Origin of the sequence: Kitasatospora sp. NPDC004799, from assembly GCF_040609095.1 — a bacterium.
In the GTDB taxonomy this organism is placed as follows: domain Bacteria; phylum Actinomycetota; class Actinomycetes; order Streptomycetales; family Streptomycetaceae; genus Kitasatospora.
On sequence record NZ_JBEXJK010000197.1, the window covers coordinates 1 to 14,889 of the forward strand.

Genomic DNA, 14,889 nt, shown 5'->3' on the forward strand with positions numbered 1-14,889 from the left:
GGCCGCGTACAGCGACTTGGTCCTCGGGTCCTTGACGTGGTCCAGGTTGGCCTTCACCGCGGCGGCGTCGAAGTCCGTGCCGTCTCGGCGGTGGCGCAGGCGCCGATGGCGCGGCCGGCCTCGACCGAGGCGCGCTGGGCGTCGCCGTCCCGGATGGCCTCCAGGATGGTGTGGTGGCCGATGTAGCGCTCGGCGATCAGCTCGGGGCCGACGTCGTGCCGCAGGTGCTGGCGGGTGACCTCGCCGAGGTCGGAGTAGACGGCGAGCAGGACGTCGTTGTGGGCGGCGGCCACCACGGCCTGGTGGAAGGCGGCATCGGCCTGGACGAAGTCCTCGGCGTCGCCGGACTGCCAGGCGGCCTCCCGGCGGGCCAGCGCGCCGTCCAGCAGCTCCAGGTCGCGCGCGCTGCGGCGGTGGGCGGCGAGGCCTGCCGCCGAGGTCTCCAGCGCCGCCCGCAGCTCGGCGACCTGCCCCTGGTCGGCGTCGGCGAAGCGGCGGTGCATCACCCCGGCCAGCTCGCTGGTGGCCAGCACGTACGTGCCGGAGCCCTGTCTGATGTCGAGCAGGCCGTTGTGGGCGAGGGCGCGGACGGCCTCGCGGACGGTGTTGCGGGCGACGCCGAGCTGCTCGACCAGGGCGGCCTCGGTGGGGATGCGCGAACCGACCGGCCACTCCCCGGAGGTGATCTGGGCGCGCAGCTGCGCGATCACCTGGTCGGACAGCGGGGTGCGCCTCGGCGAGGACAGCGCCACGGGGGACTCCTTGCGACTACGGCTCGGGTGGGGCCTGGGTGGGAGGTGGCCGGCGGATGAACGGTCGGCACATCATGCCAATTCCGAGGTGCATCAATTCATCCCATCATTCTATGATGCTCCCTATGCCCGCAGCTGACACCACCACCTCCGCCCGGACCGAGAGCCGTCCGCTGACCGCCGAGCGGCCCGCCGCCTCCGGCTCCGCCACATACCTGGGCTGGCTGTTCGCCCTCGCGATCGCCGCCGCCGCCTTCAACCTGCGCCCCGTGGTCACCAGCCTCGGGCCGCTGCTCGACCAGGTCCGCGACGACCTCGGCATGAACCCGACGCTCGCCGGGCTGCTCACCGCCGTCCCCTCGCTGTGCTTCGGGCTGTTCGGCTTCGCCGCGCCCGCGATGGCCCGGCGGATCGGCCCGATCGCGGTGATCACCGCGGGCATGGGCGCCATCACCGCGGGCGTGCTGGCCCGCTCCTTCGCCGGCGGCACCGCGGTGTTCCTGCTGCTGACCGCGCTCGCCCTGGCCGGGGTGGCGGTCTCCAACGTGCTGATCCCGGTGGTCATCAAGCGCTACTTCCCGGAGAAGGTCGGTCCGATGATCGGCCTGTACTCGATGGCGCTGTCGGCGGGCACCTCGCTGGCCGCCGCCGTCACCGTGCCGCTGACCAGCGCGTTCCACGGCGACTGGCGCTACGGCCTGGGCAGCTGGGCCGCCCTGGGCGCGCTCGCCCTGGTGCTCTGGCTGCCGGTGCTGATCGCCAAGCGCGAGCGCGGCGAGCGCGCGGGCGGCACCGCCGCCGCGGCCCGGCTGCCGATCACCCGCAGCCGTACCGCCTGGGCGCTGGCCTGCTTCTTCGGCCTCCAGGCCACCGGCGCGTACGTGGTGATGGGCTGGCTGCCGAAGATCTTCCAGGACGCCGGCATCGACAAGGGCACCTCCGGGGTGCTGCTCGCGGTGACCATGGTGATCGGCGTGCCGGTCTCCTTCGTGCTGCCCAACCTGGCCGCCCGCCGCGGCGACCAGCGGCTGTTCGTCGTCGTGCTGGCCTCCTTCGGCATCGCCGGGTACGCCGGCCTGGCGCTGGCCCCGGCCGGTGCGCCGTGGGTCTGGGCGGTCCTGGTGGGCCTGTCCAACTGCGCCTTCCCGCTGGTGCTGACGATGATCGGGCTGCGCGCCCGGACGGCCGGCGGGGTGGCGCAGCTGTCCGCCTTCGCCCAGGGCGTCGGCTACCTGATCTCCATCCCCGGCCCGATCCTGATCGGCCGGATCTACCAGGTCACCGGCGAGTGGTACGGGCCGCTGGGCTTCCTCGCGCTGCTGCTGGTGCCGCAGATGCTGTTCGGGCTGCGGGCCGCGCGGGCCCGGCACATCGAGGACGAGGCGGTCCACCCGGCGGAGCGGGCCGCGGCCTGACGCACCGGGCCGGGGCCTCGGAGGCCGGGCCGGCGGACGGCGGGCGTGTTCGGGATGGGAGAATCCCGGACATGCCCGTTCTCGATCCCAACCCCACCGACGGCCGCAAGCAGCTCGGCCGCATCGCCCTCGCCATCGTCGCCATCGCGGTGCTGGTGTCGATCGTCGCCACCGTCGCCTCCTCGATCGGCTGACGGACACCCGTACCGCACCCGGCGCCCCGGTGAACGGCGGGTGATGACACCCGTCGTCCCTCGGAGTGGCGGACTCCGGCAGCGTCGCGCCGCCGGGCCGCTTTTCTGCCAAGCTTGCTGGGTATGAGCGCCGACACGCCCCGCAGGATCATCGTTCTCCGCCATGCCAAGGCCGACTGGCCGGACGGCGTGGACGACCACGACCGCCCGCTGGCCGACCGGGGCCGCCACCAGGCCCCGGACGCCGGCCGCTGGCTGGTCGACTCCGGCATCAACCCCGACTACGTGGTCTGCTCCACCGCGCTGCGCACCCGCGAGACCTGGAAGCTGGCGGCGCACGAGCTGCCCAAGCGGGCCCGCAAGACCGTCTACGAGGACCGGATCTACGAGGCCAGCCCCGGCGAGATCATCGCCGTCCTCCAGGAGACCCCGGAGGAGTACGCGGACGTGGTGCTGGTCGGCCACAACCCGGGCGTGCTGGGCCTGACCCAGGTGCTGGCCGGCGACGCGGGCGACCGGGACGCGCTGGAGCGGCTGCGGCTCGGCGGCTTCCCGACCGCGGCGATCGCGGTGCTCAGCTTCAGCGGCTCCTGGAAGGGCGTCGAGCCGGGCGTGGCCGAGCTGGTCTCGTACCACACGCCGCAGGACTGACCCCGGGACCGGACGCGAGGGGCGCGCGGATCGCATCCGCGCGCCCCTGGTGTGTCCCGGTGGGCCGCCGATCCGCCCGGGCGGGCCGGCGGCCGGGCCGGGCCCCTACTCGGTCGGGGTGCCGTGCAGCGCGTCGGCCGCCTCGACCTCCTCGCGGGTGATGCCCAGCAGGTACAGCACGGTGTCCAGGAACGGCACGTTCACCGCCGTGTCGGCGGCCTCGCGCACCACCGGCTTGGCGTTGAACGCCACCCCGAGGCCGGCCGCGTTCAGCATGTCCAGGTCGTTGGCGCCGTCGCCGATCGCCACCGTCTGCTCCAGCGGCACCTTCGCCTGCTCGGCGAAGCGGGCCAGCCACCGGGCCTTGCCCGCCCGGTCCACGATCTCGCCGACCACCCGGCCGGTGAACCTGCCGTCCACCACCTCCAGGGTGTTCGCGGCCGCGAAGTCCAGCCCCAGCTGCTCCACCAGGTGGTCGGTGACCTGGGTGAAGCCGCCGGACACCACCGCGACCTGGTAGCCGAGGCGCTGGAGGGTGCGGATCAGGGTGCGCGCGCCCGGCGTGAAGCGGACCTCGGCGCGGACCTTCTCGGTCACCGAGGCGTCCAGCCCGGCCAGCAGCGCCACCCGGGCCCGCAGCGACTCGGCGAAGTCCAGCTCGCCGCGCATCGCCGCCGCCGTCACCTCGGCGACCTCCTGCTCGCAGCCCGCGTGGGCCGCGAACAGCTCGATCACCTCGTCCTGGATGAGCGTGGAGTCGACGTCCATGACCACCAGGCGCTTGGCCCGGCGCTCCAGCCCGGCGGCGACCACCGCGACGTCCACCCGCTGGGTGGCCGCCTCCTGGGCCAGCGCGGCCCGCAGCTCCTCGGTGGCGACACCGGAGACGGCCAGCTCGACCGCCGTCACCGGGTACTTCGCGAGCCGGAAGACGCGGTCGATGTTGCCGCCCGAGGCGGTGATCCGGGAGGTGAGCGCGGAGACGGCGGCGGCGGTCAGCGGGTTGCCGAGCACCGTGACGTGCGAACGGCCCTCACGGCGCGGCCGGTTGTCGCCGATGCCGGAGAGGATCTCGGCCTGGAGCTTCTGCTCGTCGGCCCAGCGGTGGACGGTGGCCCGCAGCCCGCCCTCGGCGCCGGGTGCGGGGGGCGGGGTGATCAGGGCGCACAGCGTGATGCGGCCACGGGTGACGACCTGCTCGATGTCGATGACGTCGACGCCGAAGCCGGCCAGCGTCGCGAAGAGGCCGGCGGTGATGCCGGGGCGGTCCTTGCCGAACACCTTGACGAGCAGGGTGCGCTCGTCCGCGGTCCGGTGCTGGGCGGCGGGGAGGGGCTCAGCGGCCAGGGGCGATGCGTTCATGGTGCCTCCCACGCTACCGGGCGCCGGACGGCCCGCGGGTACCCGTCCCACCTCGCGGGACGCCGCCGCCCGGGCCCTGGTAGCAGGCTGGTCACAGTCGTCCGGGCCGACTTTCACCGACGGTCGACGGGCTGGAATGATTCCCCCCGTCAGTCACAGGAACAGCGCACCCCCGGCCGGGGGCACAATTCGGGGGAACCGAGAGAGCGGGGCAGGCGAGCAGTGCCGCAACTCGTCATTGAGATCAACGGACAGCAGCGGACTCTTGAGCCCGGGCGGTCCTACACCATCGGGCGCAACCCGCAGTCGGACTTCACGTTCGACGACGCCAGGGTCTCCTGGCAGCACGGGACCATCAGCTTCAACGGCAGCGGTTGGCAGCTGGACGACCACGGCAGCACCAACGGAACGTACGTGGCCGGCGCCCGCACCCTGCAGGCCCAGCTGTTCCCCGGTGCCGTGGTCAACCTGGGCAACCCGGAGAACGGCCCCCGGCTCGGCTTCTCCGCGCCCGCGCACGCCGCGGCCCCGCAGGCCACCCCGATGCACGAGGCCGCCACCAGCCGCGGCCCGGTGCCCACGCCCCAGCAGCCCGCCCCGCAGCAGGGCTGGCCGCAGCACGACCCGTACCAGCAGCCTCAGCAGGCCTGGCCCGGGCAGCCGCAGGCCCAGCCGCCGTTCCCGCAGCAGCAGTACGCGCCGCCGCAGGCCCAGCCGGCCCCGCAGCAGCAGCCCCAGCACGGCGGTTTCCCGGAGCCGCAGCCGCACGGCGGCTTCCCGGAGCAGCAGGGCTTCCCGGCCCCGCCGCAGCACGGGGGCGGCGGTCCGCAGCCGACCGTCATCCGCAACCTGACGTCGGCGATGCGCACCGTCCGGATCGGCCGCGCGCTCGACAACGACATCGTGGTGTCCGACCTCCAGGTCTCCCGCCACCACGCCGAGCTGCGCCAACTGCCGGACGGCCGCTACGAGATCGTCGACCTCGGCAGCCACAACGGCATCTTCCTCAACGGCCAGCGCGTCCAGCGCCAGCTGATGGGGCCGCAGGACCGGCTGACCGTCGGTCACTCCGGCTTCGTCCTGGTCGGCGACCAGCTGCAGGAGTTCGTCGACACCGGCGCGGTCTCCTTCTCCGCCCGCCACCTGACCGTCGAGGTCGAGCACAAGGGCGCCAAGAAGATCCTGCTCAACGACGTCAGCTTCGGCGTCCCGGAGAAGTCCCTGGTCGCGGTCATCGGCCCGTCCGGCTCCGGCAAGTCGACCCTGCTGCGCGCCCTCACCGGCTACCGCCCGGCCGACCGCGGCGACGTCCTGTACGACGGCCGCAACCTGTACAAGCAGTTCGCCGAACTGCGCTCGCGCATCGGCCTGGTGCCGCAGTCGGAGATCCTGCACAAGGAGCTCACCGTCCGCACCGGCCTCAAGTACGCGGCCCGGCTGCGCTTCCCCGGCGACACCGAGGCGCGCGAGCGCGAGGCCCGGATCGACGAGGTGCTGTACGAGCTGCGCCTGGACAAGCGCGCCGACAACAAGATCACCGCGCTCTCCGGCGGCCAGCAGAAGCGCGTCTCGGTCGCCCTGGAGCTGCTCACCAAGCCCTCGCTGATCTTCCTGGACGAGCCCACCTCGGGCCTCGACCCGGGCATGGACCGCGAGGTCATGCAGATGCTGCGCGGCCTCGCCGACGACGGCCGTACCATCCTGGTCGTCACCCACTCGGTGGCCGAACTCGCGCTCTGCGACCGGCTGCTGGTGATGGCGCCGGGCGGCTCGGTGGCCTACTTCGGCCCGCCGGACGAGGCGCTGCACTTCTTCGGGTACGAGACCTGGGCCGACGTCTTCCAGGCCTTCGAGAACTACCCGGACCACGACTGGGCCGGCCGCTACCGCGGCTCGGTGCACTACCAGCAGTACTCCGCCCCCGACGTGGAGTCCGGCGAGGTGCAGCACGCCCGGGTCGCCCAGGAGGCGATCCGCCCGCCCAAGCCGCAGAGCTGGGGCTCGCAGCTGTGGACGCTGATGCGCCGCTACATGGCGGTCCTCGCCTCGGACCGCGGCTTCCTGGCGCTGTCGGTGCTGCTGCCCGCGGTCATCGGCGCGGTCAGCGTGCTGATCCCCAACGAACCGGGGCTCGCGCCCAACCCCAAGACCCAGCTCCACCTCAACAGCGGCGCCGCGACGATCATGCTGATCCTGGCGATCGGCGCCTGCTTCTCCGGGGCGGCCAACTCGGTCCGCGAGCTGATCAAGGAACGGGCGATCTACGAACGGGAACGGGCCACCGGGCTCTCCCGCTCGGCGTACATGATGTCCAAGATCATCGTGCTGGGCTTCTTCAGCGTGATCCAGGGCGCCATCATCTCCGCCGTCGGCTTCCTGCCGCGCAAGCTCCCCGAGACCGGCCTGATCGTCAAGAACCTGCCGGTCATCGAGATGACCATCGGCATGATCCTGCTGAGCTTCGCCGCGATGATGTTCGGCCTGATGATCTCCGCGCTGGTGAAGACCGCCGAGAAGACCATGCCGCTGCTGGTCATGTTCGCCATCGTCCAGGTCGTCTTCACCGGCTGCCTCTTCCAGATCTTCAGCAAGCCCGGCCTGGAGCAGGTCGCCTGGCTGATGCCGGCCCGCTGGGGCACCGGCATCGTCTCCACCACGCTCGACCTGTCCGTGCTCATGGGCCCCTGGAACAAGGACTTCCAGAACCCCAACTACGACCCGCTCTGGAAGCACAGCGTCGCCCAGTGGGCGATCGACGCCGGCGTGCTGATCGCCATCTCCGTCGTCATCGGCGTCATCGTGACCCGGCTCCAGCGCCGGCACGAGCCCGAGGTCATGCAGAAGGGCTGACCCTTCAGCGCGACCGGTTCCGCCGAGGGGCGGCTCTCCCACCGGGGAGGGCCGCCCCTTTCCGTCGCGGACGGCTTGCTGTCACGGGCGGCTGCCCGGTGCGGACGGCCCACAGGTCCTAGGTCCCCGGACCCGGGCCCGGGGCGGCCGAGGACGGACGCGGCGGCCGCCGCGGCGGCGGTAGTTTGGCGGTATGCCCAGCACCACCGGAGACCACCGGGCCCACCGGGGCCCGCTGCCCGCCTGCGAATCGTGCCTGTCCGGGATCGAGACCGTCAGCCAGGCCCTGCTCGCGATGAGCCGGCACCTGGAGGTCCGGGAGGTGCTGCGCCGCATCACCGCCTCCGCCCGGGGCCTGCTCGGCGCCGAGTACGCGGCCCTGGGCGTGCCCGACGACCACGGCGGCTTCGCCCAGTTCGTGGTCGACGGCATCACCGACGAGCAGTGGCGGGCGATCGGCCCGCTGCCCCGCCAGCACGGCGTGCTCGCCGCGATGCTGCACGAGACCGGCCCCATCCGGCTCGCCGACGTCCGCAAGGCACCCGCCTTCGAGGGCTGGCCCGAGGCCCACCCCGACATGGACGCCTTCCTGGGCATGCCGATCCTGGACACCGACGCGGCCGAGGACGAGCCGCAGGTGATGGGCGTCGTCTTCCTCGCCAACAAGCGCGGCGGCGGCCTCTTCACCGACCACGACGAGGAACTGCTGCGGATCCTCGCCGCGCACGCCGCCCTCGCCCTGTCCAACGCCCGGCTGTACGAGCGCAGCCGCGAACTCACCCTGGCCGGCGAGCGCGCCCGGATCGCCCACGACCTGCACGACGCCGTGTCACAGAAGCTCTTCTCGCTGCGGCTCACCGCCAAGGCGGCCGCCAAGCTCGTCGACCGCGACCCGGCCCGGGCCCGCGCCGAACTCGCCGAGGTCGCCCGGCTGGCCGCCGAGGCGGCCGACGAACTGCGCGCCGTCGTCGTGGAACTGCGCCCCGCCGCCCTGGACGAGGACGGGCTCAGCGCCACCCTCGCCTCCCAGGTGCAGCTCCTCGACCGGGCGCACGCCGCCGACGTCGCCTTCGCCGCCGACGGCGTCCGGGCGCTGCCGCCCGCCCAGGAGGCCGCGCTGCTGAGGGTCGCCCAGGAGGCGCTGCACAACGCGCTGCGCCACTCCGGCGCCCGCCGGGTCACCGTCACGCTGGCCGGGACGCCGGCCCGCGGAGCGCTGCTGCGGGTGCGCGACGACGGGCGCGGCTTCGACCCCGAGTCCGTCCGTCGGGCCGGCCGCCACCTCGGCCTGGCCTCGATGCGCGACCGCGCGGCCGCCGTCGGCGGCACGCTCACCCTGGAGTCCGCCCCCGGCCGGGGGACGCTCGTCGAGATGGAGGTCCCCGGTGCCTGAGAGCACACCGTCGATCCGTGTCCTGCTGGTCGACGACCACCAGGTGGTTCGGCGCGGGCTGCGCACCTTCCTGGAGGTCCAGGACGACATCGAGGTGGTCGGGGAGGCCGCCGACGGGGCGGAGGGCGTCGAACGGGCCCGCGAACTCGACCCCGACGTCGTCCTGATGGACCTCAAGATGCCCGGCGTCGACGGCATCGAGGCGCTGCGCACGCTCAAGGGCGAGGGCAGCCGGGCCCGGATCCTGATCGTCACCAGCTTCACCGAGCACCGCACGATGGTCCCCGCGCTGCGGGCCGGTGCCGCCGGGTACGTCTACAAGGACGTGGACCCGGAGGCACTGGCCGGGGCGATCCGGTCGGTGCACGCCGGGCACGTCCTGCTCCAGCCCGAACTAGCCGAGGCCCTGCTCTCCGACGACAGCCCGCGAGCCCCGCAGGGCCGCGGCGGCACGCTCACGGAGCGCGAGCGCGAGGTGCTCGGCCACATCGCCGACGGCCGCTCCAACCGGGAGATCGCCCGCAGCCTCCACCTCTCGGAGAAGACGGTGAAGACCCACGTGTCCAACATCCTCATGAAGCTGGACCTGGCCGACCGCACCCAGGCGGCACTCTGGGCCGTCCGCCACGGCGAGACCCGCGAGGACGCGTAGTCGGGCTGCTCAGCGGTCGTCCCGCTCGTCGACGAGGGCGTTGTAGGCGGCCACCTGGGCGCGCCGGGCGGTGCGCCGCAGCGGGGCCAGGACGGACTGGCGGGCCGCCATCTCCGAGGCGCTGACGGCGGCGCCGTGCCCGCCGGAGGCGATGGCGAGCAGGGCGGACACCTGGCGGGCCGACTCCAGGACCCGGACGGCCCGGGGCGGGTAGCCGGGGGCGAGCAGCTCGCTGTGGCCGCGGCGGCGGTAGGCCTCGAGGGCGCGCAGGGCCTCGGGCCCGGCACCCGCCACGTCGAGGCGGGTGAGCAGCACGGTCGCCTCCCGCAGCCCGTCCGCCAGCTCGCGCTCGGCCTCGTGGAGCGAGGGCACGTCCGCCGGCGGGGCGTCGTCGACCTCGGCGCAGCGCCACAGCACGGTGGCCGAGCGGTCGCCGACCGGGCCGTACACCTCCACCTCGGGGACCAGCCCGAGCGGTGCGCCCACGGCCAGGACGGCCTCGCCCGCCCCCATGGCCCGCTCGTTGAAGTCCTTCGGGCCGGTCAGCCCGAGCGGGTGCCCGGCCGAGGGCAGCGCGAGCCGCAGGCCCCGTACGCCGAGCACCCGCAGCCGCCCCAGCGCCCAGGTCAGCCCGTGCCGGTCCTCGGGCCCGTCGCCGGGCAGCCCGGTGACCCGGTGGACCTCGTCCGCGCCCAGGACGGCCGCGGCGGCGTCGTCCGGCGGCACCAGGCCCGCCAGCAGGGCGCTGCCCCAGGCGGTGAGCCGCCCCGAACGGGGCTCTTCGTACGGATTGTCGGCAGGAGTCACGAGCATCCGGCCAGCCTACGGAATCGGCGGTCATCCGCGTGGCGTAGGTTTGCCCATGCGTGTGCGGCGCACCCACTCCGTGCCCACCGGCTGCCGGAGTAGGCTCGCCGCCCGCACCGACGGCCGAGAATCTTGTTTTTTGGGGAAGGCATAGGCATGAGCGACGTGCTGGAGCTGGTGGACGTATCCGTGGTCCGGGAGGGGCGCGCGCTGGTCGACCAGGTCTCGTGGTCCATCTCCGAGGGCGAGCGTTGGGTCATCCTGGGCCCGAACGGCGCCGGCAAGACCACGCTGCTGCAGATCGCCTCCTCGTACCTGTTCCCGACCTCGGGCAAGGTCACGGTGCTGGGCGAGAAGCTCGGCGAGATCGACGTCTTCGAGCTGCGGTCCCGGATCGGCCTGGCCGGCGCCGCGATGTTCGACAAGCTGCCGGCCGAGCAGACGGTGCTGCAGACCGTGCTGACCGCCGCGTACGGCATGACGGTCAGCTGGCAGGAGACCTACGAGCAGTCGGACGAGGGCCGGGCCCTCGCCCTGCTCGACCGGCTCGGCATGGCCAACCTCACCGACCGCAAGTTCGGCACCCTCTCCGAGGGCGAGCGCAAGCGCACCCTGATCGCCCGCGCCCTGATGACCGACCCCGAGCTGCTGCTGCTCGACGAGCCCGCGGCCGGCCTGGACCTCGGCGGCCGCGAGGACCTGGTCCGCCGGCTCGGCGCGCTCGCCCAGGACGAGTTCGCCCCGGCGATGGCGATGGTCACCCACCACGTCGAGGAGATCGCGCCGGGCTTCACCCACGTCCTGATGATCCGTCAGGGGAAGGTGCTCACGGCCGGCCCGATCGACACCGAGCTGACCGCCCGCAACCTCTCCAAGTGCTTCGGCCTGCCGCTCACCCTGGAGCGGCACGGGGACCGCTGGTCGGCCCAGGGCCTGCCGCTGGGCTGAGGCCCCGTCCGCCCGTCAGCACCGTTCGCACCGCCCATCCGGAAGGCCGTCGGGAACCGGTCGCACGCGCGACCGGTTTCCGCCCCTCGACCTGCGGGAACTGTCCGCTTCGAAAGCCTTCGCTCCCTAGGATGGACGTGTGGAGAACTGGATCTGGTGGCTCCTGGCCGCCGCAGGGCTCGGCATACCGCTGGTACTCACCGCGGTGCCGGAGTTCGCCATGTTCGCGGTCGGGGCGCTGGCCGCCGCCGGCGTGGCCGGGCTGGGCGGGGGAGTGGTCCTGGAGACCGTGACCTTCGTCGTCGTCTCGGTCGCGATGGTGGCCTTCGTCCGCCCGATCACCAAACGGCAGCTCCAGAAGGGCCCGCAGGTCAAGATGGGCATCGAGGCGCTCCAGGGCGCCACCGCGGTCGTCGCGGAAACCGTCGACGGGGAGGGCGGGAGGATCAAGCTGAACGGCGAGATCTGGTCGGCCCGTGCGCTCCACCCGGGCCAGGTGTACCAGCCGGGGCAGCAGGTCGACGTCGTCGAAATCCAGGGCGCGACCGCCCTGGTCGTCTAGGGGAGAGTCCGTGGAACCCGTCCTTATCGTTTTGGTCGTCCTGGTCGTGGTGGCCTTCATCGCGCTGATCAAGACGATCCAGGTCATCCCGCAGGCCAGCGCCGCGATCGTGGAGCGCTTCGGCCGCTACACCCGGACGCTCAACGCAGGCCTGAACATCGTCGTCCCGTTCATCGACCGGGTCCGCAACCGGATCGACCTGCGCGAGCAGGTCGTGCCGTTCCCGCCGCAGCCGGTGATCACCCAGGACAACCTGGTCGTCAACATCGACACCGTCATCTACTACCAGGTGACCGACCCCCGCGCCGCGACGTACGAGGTCGCCAGCTACATCCAGGCGATCGAGCAGCTGACCGTCACCACCCTGCGCAACATCATCGGCTCGATGGACCTGGAGTCCACCCTGACCTCGCGCGAGGTCATCAACGCCGGCCTGCGCGGCGTCCTGGACGAGGCCACCGGCAAGTGGGGCATCCGGGTCAACCGGGTCGAGCTGAAGGCGATCGAGCCGCCGACCTCCATCCAGGACTCGATGGAGAAGCAGATGCGCGCCGACCGGGACAAGCGCGCCGCGATCCTCACCGCCGAGGGCCAGCGCCAGGCCCAGATCCTCAAGGCCGAGGGTGAGAAGCAGGCCGAGGTGCTCAAGGCCGAGGGTGAGGCGCAGGCCGCGGTCCTGCGCGCGGACGGTGAGGCGGCCGCGATCCGGACGGTCTTCGAGGCCATCCACGACGGCGACGCCGACCAGAAGCTGCTCGCCTACCAGTACCTCCAGACCCTGCCCGAGCTGGCCAAGGGCGACTCCAACAAGCTCTGGATCATCCCCAGCGAGGTCGGCGACGCGCTCAAGGGCCTCGGCGGCGCCTTCACCGGCCTGACCGGCAACGGCGGGGTGAACGGCGGCGCGGTCGCGGCGCCCAGCGTCCCGCAGGCGGCCCCGGCGGCCACCCAGGTCCCGCTGGACCCGGCGTCCGGCCCGCGGCCGGTGGACACCGAGAAGGGCGCCGCCCGTCCCCGGGTCGACCCGGCGCGGGAGTACCCGAAGATCGACCCGGAGTGACCGGTCGAACCGTGCAGTGCCGAGGGCCCGTCGCCGAGGAGGTGACGGGCCCTCGGCCGTTCGCGGCGCCGGCGCGCGGGTACCCGGCGCTGTGGCGTGCGTCCCGAATCGTGGGAGGGTCTGGTCGGCCCGCCGGGCGTCCGGCATGATCCCCTCGGACAGGACCGAGAGGAAAGGTGACCCATGACGCTCTGGGAGTCGATCGCCGTCCTGGTGGCCGGCCTCGGCGCCGGGATGATCAACGTGATCGTCGGGTCCGGCACCCTGATCACCTTCCCGGTCCTGCTCGCCGTGGGCATCCCGCCGGTCACCGCCAACGTCTCCAACGCCTTCGGCCTGGTCCCCGGCTCGCTCAGCGGGGTGATCGGCTACCGCCGCGAACTGGCCGACCAGGGCCGCCGGGTGCTGCGCCTGGGCACCGCCTCACTGCTCGGCGGGCTGCTCGGCGCGCTGCTGCTGATCGAGCTGCCGAGCGGGGCCTTCGACGCGATCGTCCCGGCGCTGATCCTGCTCGCGCTCGTGCTGGTGGTGGTCCAGCCCCGGGTGGCCAAGGCGGTCGCCGCCCGCCGCCGCCCCGACGGCGACCCGGACGGCAGCCCGGTGCTGCTGTTCGGGGTGTTCCTGACCGGCATCTACGGCGGCTACTTCGGCGCCGCCCAGGGCGTGCTGCTGATGGCGCTGATGGGCATGCTGCTCCAGGAGGACCTCCAGCGGATCAACGCGGTGAAGAACGCCCTGGCGATGATCGTCAACGCGGTCGCCGCGCTCTTCTTCCTCTTCACCTCGACCGTGAACTGGGCCGCCGCCGGTCTGATCGCGGTGGGCTCGCTGGTCGGAGGCCTGCTCGGGGCCAAGGTCGGCCGGCGCCTGCCGCCGACCGCGCTGCGCGGTGTCATCGTGGTGGTCGGCCTGGTGGCCGTCACCAAACTGCTGCTGAGTTGACCGAACGTCGGACCGGATGCCGGTCGGAGGAGTACGCCATGGCCCTGGAGATGCGTGAGAGCTGCGAGCGCTGCGCGGTGTCGCTGACCGCGGACGGCCGCGCCTCGATATGTTCCTACGAGTGCACCTTCTGCCCGGACTGCACCGAGGCCATGGCCGCCACCTGCCCCAACTGCGGCGGCGACCTGGTGGTCCGTCCGCGCCGGAAGGCCGCCTGACACCGGAACCCTCCGGGCCTCCCGGAACTCCGGTACCCCGAACCGACGACCCACCAGGAGCGCGGCGATGAGCAGCAGGGCACGGCTGGACGAGGACGAGATCACGGCGGCCCTGGCGGCGCTGCCGCAGTGGCGGCGGGAGGGCGACGCCATCGCCCGCACCGCCGACGCCCCGGACTTCCCGGCCGCGATCCGGGTGGTCGTCGCCGTCGCCGAGCAGGCCGAGGCGCTCGACCACCACCCCGACATCGACATCCGCTGGCGCACCCTGCGCTTCGTCCTGTCCACCCACAGCGCCGGCGGCCTCACCGGGCTGGACTTCGGCCTCGCCACCCGGATCGACGAGGCCCTGCGCGCCGAGTCGGCGACCTGACGCCGTGCCACCGGGCCGCCCGGGACCGTCCGGGTGAGGGCCCGGGCCGCAACTCCGGGCGGGCGTGAGATGCTGACTGCCGCATCGGCAGGCAGGCGGCTCGGAGGGACGGAACGGATGGCGCAGGAGCCCTTCGGAGACGCCCACGCCCAGCAGCCGTGGCCGCCCCAGGGCCCGGCGGACCGGCCGAACGGCGGGTACCCCGAGCAGCAGTGGACGCCGGAGCAGCCGTCGCCGTGGCAGCCGCACCCGCAGCCGGGCTACGACCCGGCCGGGTACGGGCAGCAGCAGCAGCCGCAGGCCGGCCAGGGCGGGTACGGGCACACCGGTTACGACCAGGCCGGTTACGACCAGAGCGGTTACGACCAGGCCGGTTACGACCGGAGCGGTTATGACCGGAACGGGTACGAGCAGAGCGGGTACGACCGGACCGGCTACGTCCAGGGCCAGTACGGCGAGCAGGGCCTGTACCAGCCCTATCCGCCGCCGTACCAGGACCACGCGCAGCACCAGCCGTACGGGCCGTACGCGGCGGCGCAGCAGCCGGCCGGGGAGGGGCTGTACGTCCCGGCGGGTGCGGAGTACTCGGCGGACGGCTACGTGCACATCGAGGAGGCCGCGCCGGCGCCCGCGCCCGTCCCCGAGCAGCCCGAGCAGCCCGCGGAGACCTCCCCGGAGCAGGGCGCCGAGCCCGCCGCGCCGTCCCGGGC

The 14,889-nt window shown here is 73.2% G+C and carries 15 protein-coding genes and 1 pseudogene; 13 read left to right on the forward strand and 3 right to left on the reverse strand.

Annotated features, from left to right (window positions below; genetic code table 11):
- Positions 1 to 53: 53 nt before the first annotated feature.
- On the reverse strand, positions 54 to 752 hold the full coding sequence (locus tag ABZW03_RS23535; RefSeq protein WP_355261582.1) for a FadR/GntR family transcriptional regulator: 699 nt from the start codon (positions 750 to 752) through the stop codon (positions 54 to 56).
- A gap of 125 nt (positions 753 to 877) precedes the next feature.
- On the opposite strand from ABZW03_RS23535, the gene ABZW03_RS23540 reads away from it, so the two are divergent.
- The 3 genes from ABZW03_RS23540 (at position 878) to ABZW03_RS23550 (ending at position 3,012) form a co-directional block, all read left to right on the forward strand.
- Positions 878 to 2,167, forward strand: a complete 1,290-nt coding sequence (locus tag ABZW03_RS23540) for an MFS transporter (protein ID WP_355261585.1) — start codon at positions 878 to 880, stop codon at positions 2,165 to 2,167.
- 71 nt (positions 2,168 to 2,238) lie between these two features.
- On the forward strand, positions 2,239 to 2,361 hold the full coding sequence (locus ABZW03_RS23545; protein WP_355261588.1) for an SGM_5486 family transporter-associated protein: 123 nt from the start codon (positions 2,239 to 2,241) through the stop codon (positions 2,359 to 2,361).
- Between the two features lie 123 nt (positions 2,362 to 2,484).
- Positions 2,485 to 3,012 (forward strand): histidine phosphatase family protein, encoded by a 528-nt coding sequence (locus ABZW03_RS23550; RefSeq protein WP_355261591.1) that lies wholly within the window; start codon positions 2,485 to 2,487, stop codon positions 3,010 to 3,012.
- A 105-nt stretch (positions 3,013 to 3,117) separates the two neighbouring features.
- Here the strand turns inward: ABZW03_RS23550 and serB are convergent, their stop codons facing one another.
- The gene (gene serB / locus ABZW03_RS23555) at positions 3,118 to 4,374 is read right to left on the reverse strand and encodes a phosphoserine phosphatase SerB (protein ID WP_355261593.1); all 1,257 of its coding nucleotides are present in this window, start codon (positions 4,372 to 4,374) and stop codon (positions 3,118 to 3,120) included.
- A 222-nt stretch (positions 4,375 to 4,596) separates the two neighbouring features.
- Between serB and ABZW03_RS23560 the strand changes: the two genes are divergently transcribed.
- From ABZW03_RS23560 to ABZW03_RS23570, 3 genes are all read left to right on the forward strand, one after another.
- Positions 4,597 to 7,224, forward strand: a complete 2,628-nt coding sequence (locus ABZW03_RS23560) for an FHA domain-containing protein (protein WP_355261596.1) — start codon at positions 4,597 to 4,599, stop codon at positions 7,222 to 7,224.
- A 295-nt stretch (positions 7,225 to 7,519) separates the two neighbouring features.
- A complete protein-coding gene (locus tag ABZW03_RS23565; RefSeq protein ID WP_355261620.1) occupies positions 7,520 to 8,617 on the forward strand; it encodes a GAF domain-containing sensor histidine kinase in 1,098 nt (365 codons plus the stop codon).
- Positions 8,610 to 9,269, forward strand: coding sequence for a response regulator transcription factor (locus tag ABZW03_RS23570; protein ID WP_355261599.1), 660 nt, complete (start codon positions 8,610 to 8,612; stop codon positions 9,267 to 9,269). The genes ABZW03_RS23565 and ABZW03_RS23570 overlap by 8 nt, the downstream gene beginning before the upstream one ends.
- Positions 9,270 to 9,278: 9 nt before the next feature.
- Here ABZW03_RS23570 and ABZW03_RS23575 read toward each other — a convergent pair whose 3' ends face one another.
- Positions 9,279 to 10,082 carry a hypothetical protein gene (locus ABZW03_RS23575; RefSeq protein WP_355261602.1) on the reverse strand — a complete coding sequence of 268 codons (804 nt, stop codon included), beginning with the start codon at positions 10,080 to 10,082 and terminating at the stop codon, positions 9,279 to 9,281.
- A 150-nt stretch (positions 10,083 to 10,232) separates the two neighbouring features.
- Between ABZW03_RS23575 and ABZW03_RS23580 the strand changes: the two genes are divergently transcribed.
- From ABZW03_RS23580 to ABZW03_RS23610, 7 genes and pseudogenes are all read left to right on the forward strand, one after another.
- Positions 10,233 to 11,024, forward strand: a complete 792-nt coding sequence (locus ABZW03_RS23580; protein WP_355261605.1) for an ABC transporter ATP-binding protein — start codon at positions 10,233 to 10,235, stop codon at positions 11,022 to 11,024.
- 139 nt (positions 11,025 to 11,163) lie between these two features.
- On the forward strand, positions 11,164 to 11,586 hold the full coding sequence (locus ABZW03_RS23585) for an NfeD family protein (RefSeq protein ID WP_355261608.1): 423 nt from the start codon (positions 11,164 to 11,166) through the stop codon (positions 11,584 to 11,586).
- 10 nt (positions 11,587 to 11,596) lie between these two features.
- A complete protein-coding gene (locus ABZW03_RS23590; protein ID WP_316526943.1) occupies positions 11,597 to 12,646 on the forward strand; it encodes an SPFH domain-containing protein in 1,050 nt (349 codons plus the stop codon).
- A gap of 183 nt (positions 12,647 to 12,829) precedes the next feature.
- Positions 12,830 to 13,588: a sulfite exporter TauE/SafE family protein gene (locus ABZW03_RS23595; RefSeq protein WP_355261611.1), complete on the forward strand. Its 759-nt coding sequence runs from the start codon at positions 12,830 to 12,832 to the stop codon at positions 13,586 to 13,588.
- Between the two features lie 38 nt (positions 13,589 to 13,626).
- Positions 13,627 to 13,806 (forward strand): DUF1272 domain-containing protein, encoded by a 180-nt coding sequence (locus ABZW03_RS23600; RefSeq protein WP_355261614.1) that lies wholly within the window; start codon positions 13,627 to 13,629, stop codon positions 13,804 to 13,806.
- Between the two features lie 67 nt (positions 13,807 to 13,873).
- Positions 13,874 to 14,179, forward strand: coding sequence for a 4a-hydroxytetrahydrobiopterin dehydratase (locus ABZW03_RS23605; protein ID WP_355261617.1), 306 nt, complete (start codon positions 13,874 to 13,876; stop codon positions 14,177 to 14,179).
- Between the two features lie 117 nt (positions 14,180 to 14,296).
- A pseudogene (locus tag ABZW03_RS23610) lies at positions 14,297 to 14,889 on the forward strand (hypothetical protein); the annotation flags it as partial.

Excerpts from the sequence above, each read along its gene's own strand:
- ABZW03_RS23595 (WP_355261611.1), top strand. The coding sequence starts at position 12,830 with ATGACGCTCTGGGAGTCGATCGCCGTCCTGGTGGCCGGCCTCGGCGCC.
- ABZW03_RS23575 (WP_355261602.1), bottom strand. The coding sequence starts at position 10,082 with ATGCTCGTGACTCCTGCCGACAATCCGTACGAAGAGCCCCGTTCGGGG.
- ABZW03_RS23565 (WP_355261620.1), top strand. The coding sequence starts at position 7,520 with ATGAGCCGGCACCTGGAGGTCCGGGAGGTGCTGCGCCGCATCACCGCC.
- serB (WP_355261593.1), bottom strand. The coding sequence starts at position 4,374 with ATGAACGCATCGCCCCTGGCCGCTGAGCCCCTCCCCGCCGCCCAGCAC.
- ABZW03_RS23545 (WP_355261588.1), top strand. The coding sequence starts at position 2,239 with ATGCCCGTTCTCGATCCCAACCCCACCGACGGCCGCAAGCAGCTCGGC.
- ABZW03_RS23550 (WP_355261591.1), top strand. The coding sequence starts at position 2,485 with ATGAGCGCCGACACGCCCCGCAGGATCATCGTTCTCCGCCATGCCAAG.
- ABZW03_RS23605 (WP_355261617.1), top strand. The coding sequence starts at position 13,874 with ATGAGCAGCAGGGCACGGCTGGACGAGGACGAGATCACGGCGGCCCTG.
- ABZW03_RS23540 (WP_355261585.1), top strand. The coding sequence starts at position 878 with ATGCCCGCAGCTGACACCACCACCTCCGCCCGGACCGAGAGCCGTCCG.
- ABZW03_RS23600 (WP_355261614.1), top strand. The coding sequence starts at position 13,627 with ATGGCCCTGGAGATGCGTGAGAGCTGCGAGCGCTGCGCGGTGTCGCTG.
- ABZW03_RS23580 (WP_355261605.1), top strand. The coding sequence starts at position 10,233 with ATGAGCGACGTGCTGGAGCTGGTGGACGTATCCGTGGTCCGGGAGGGG.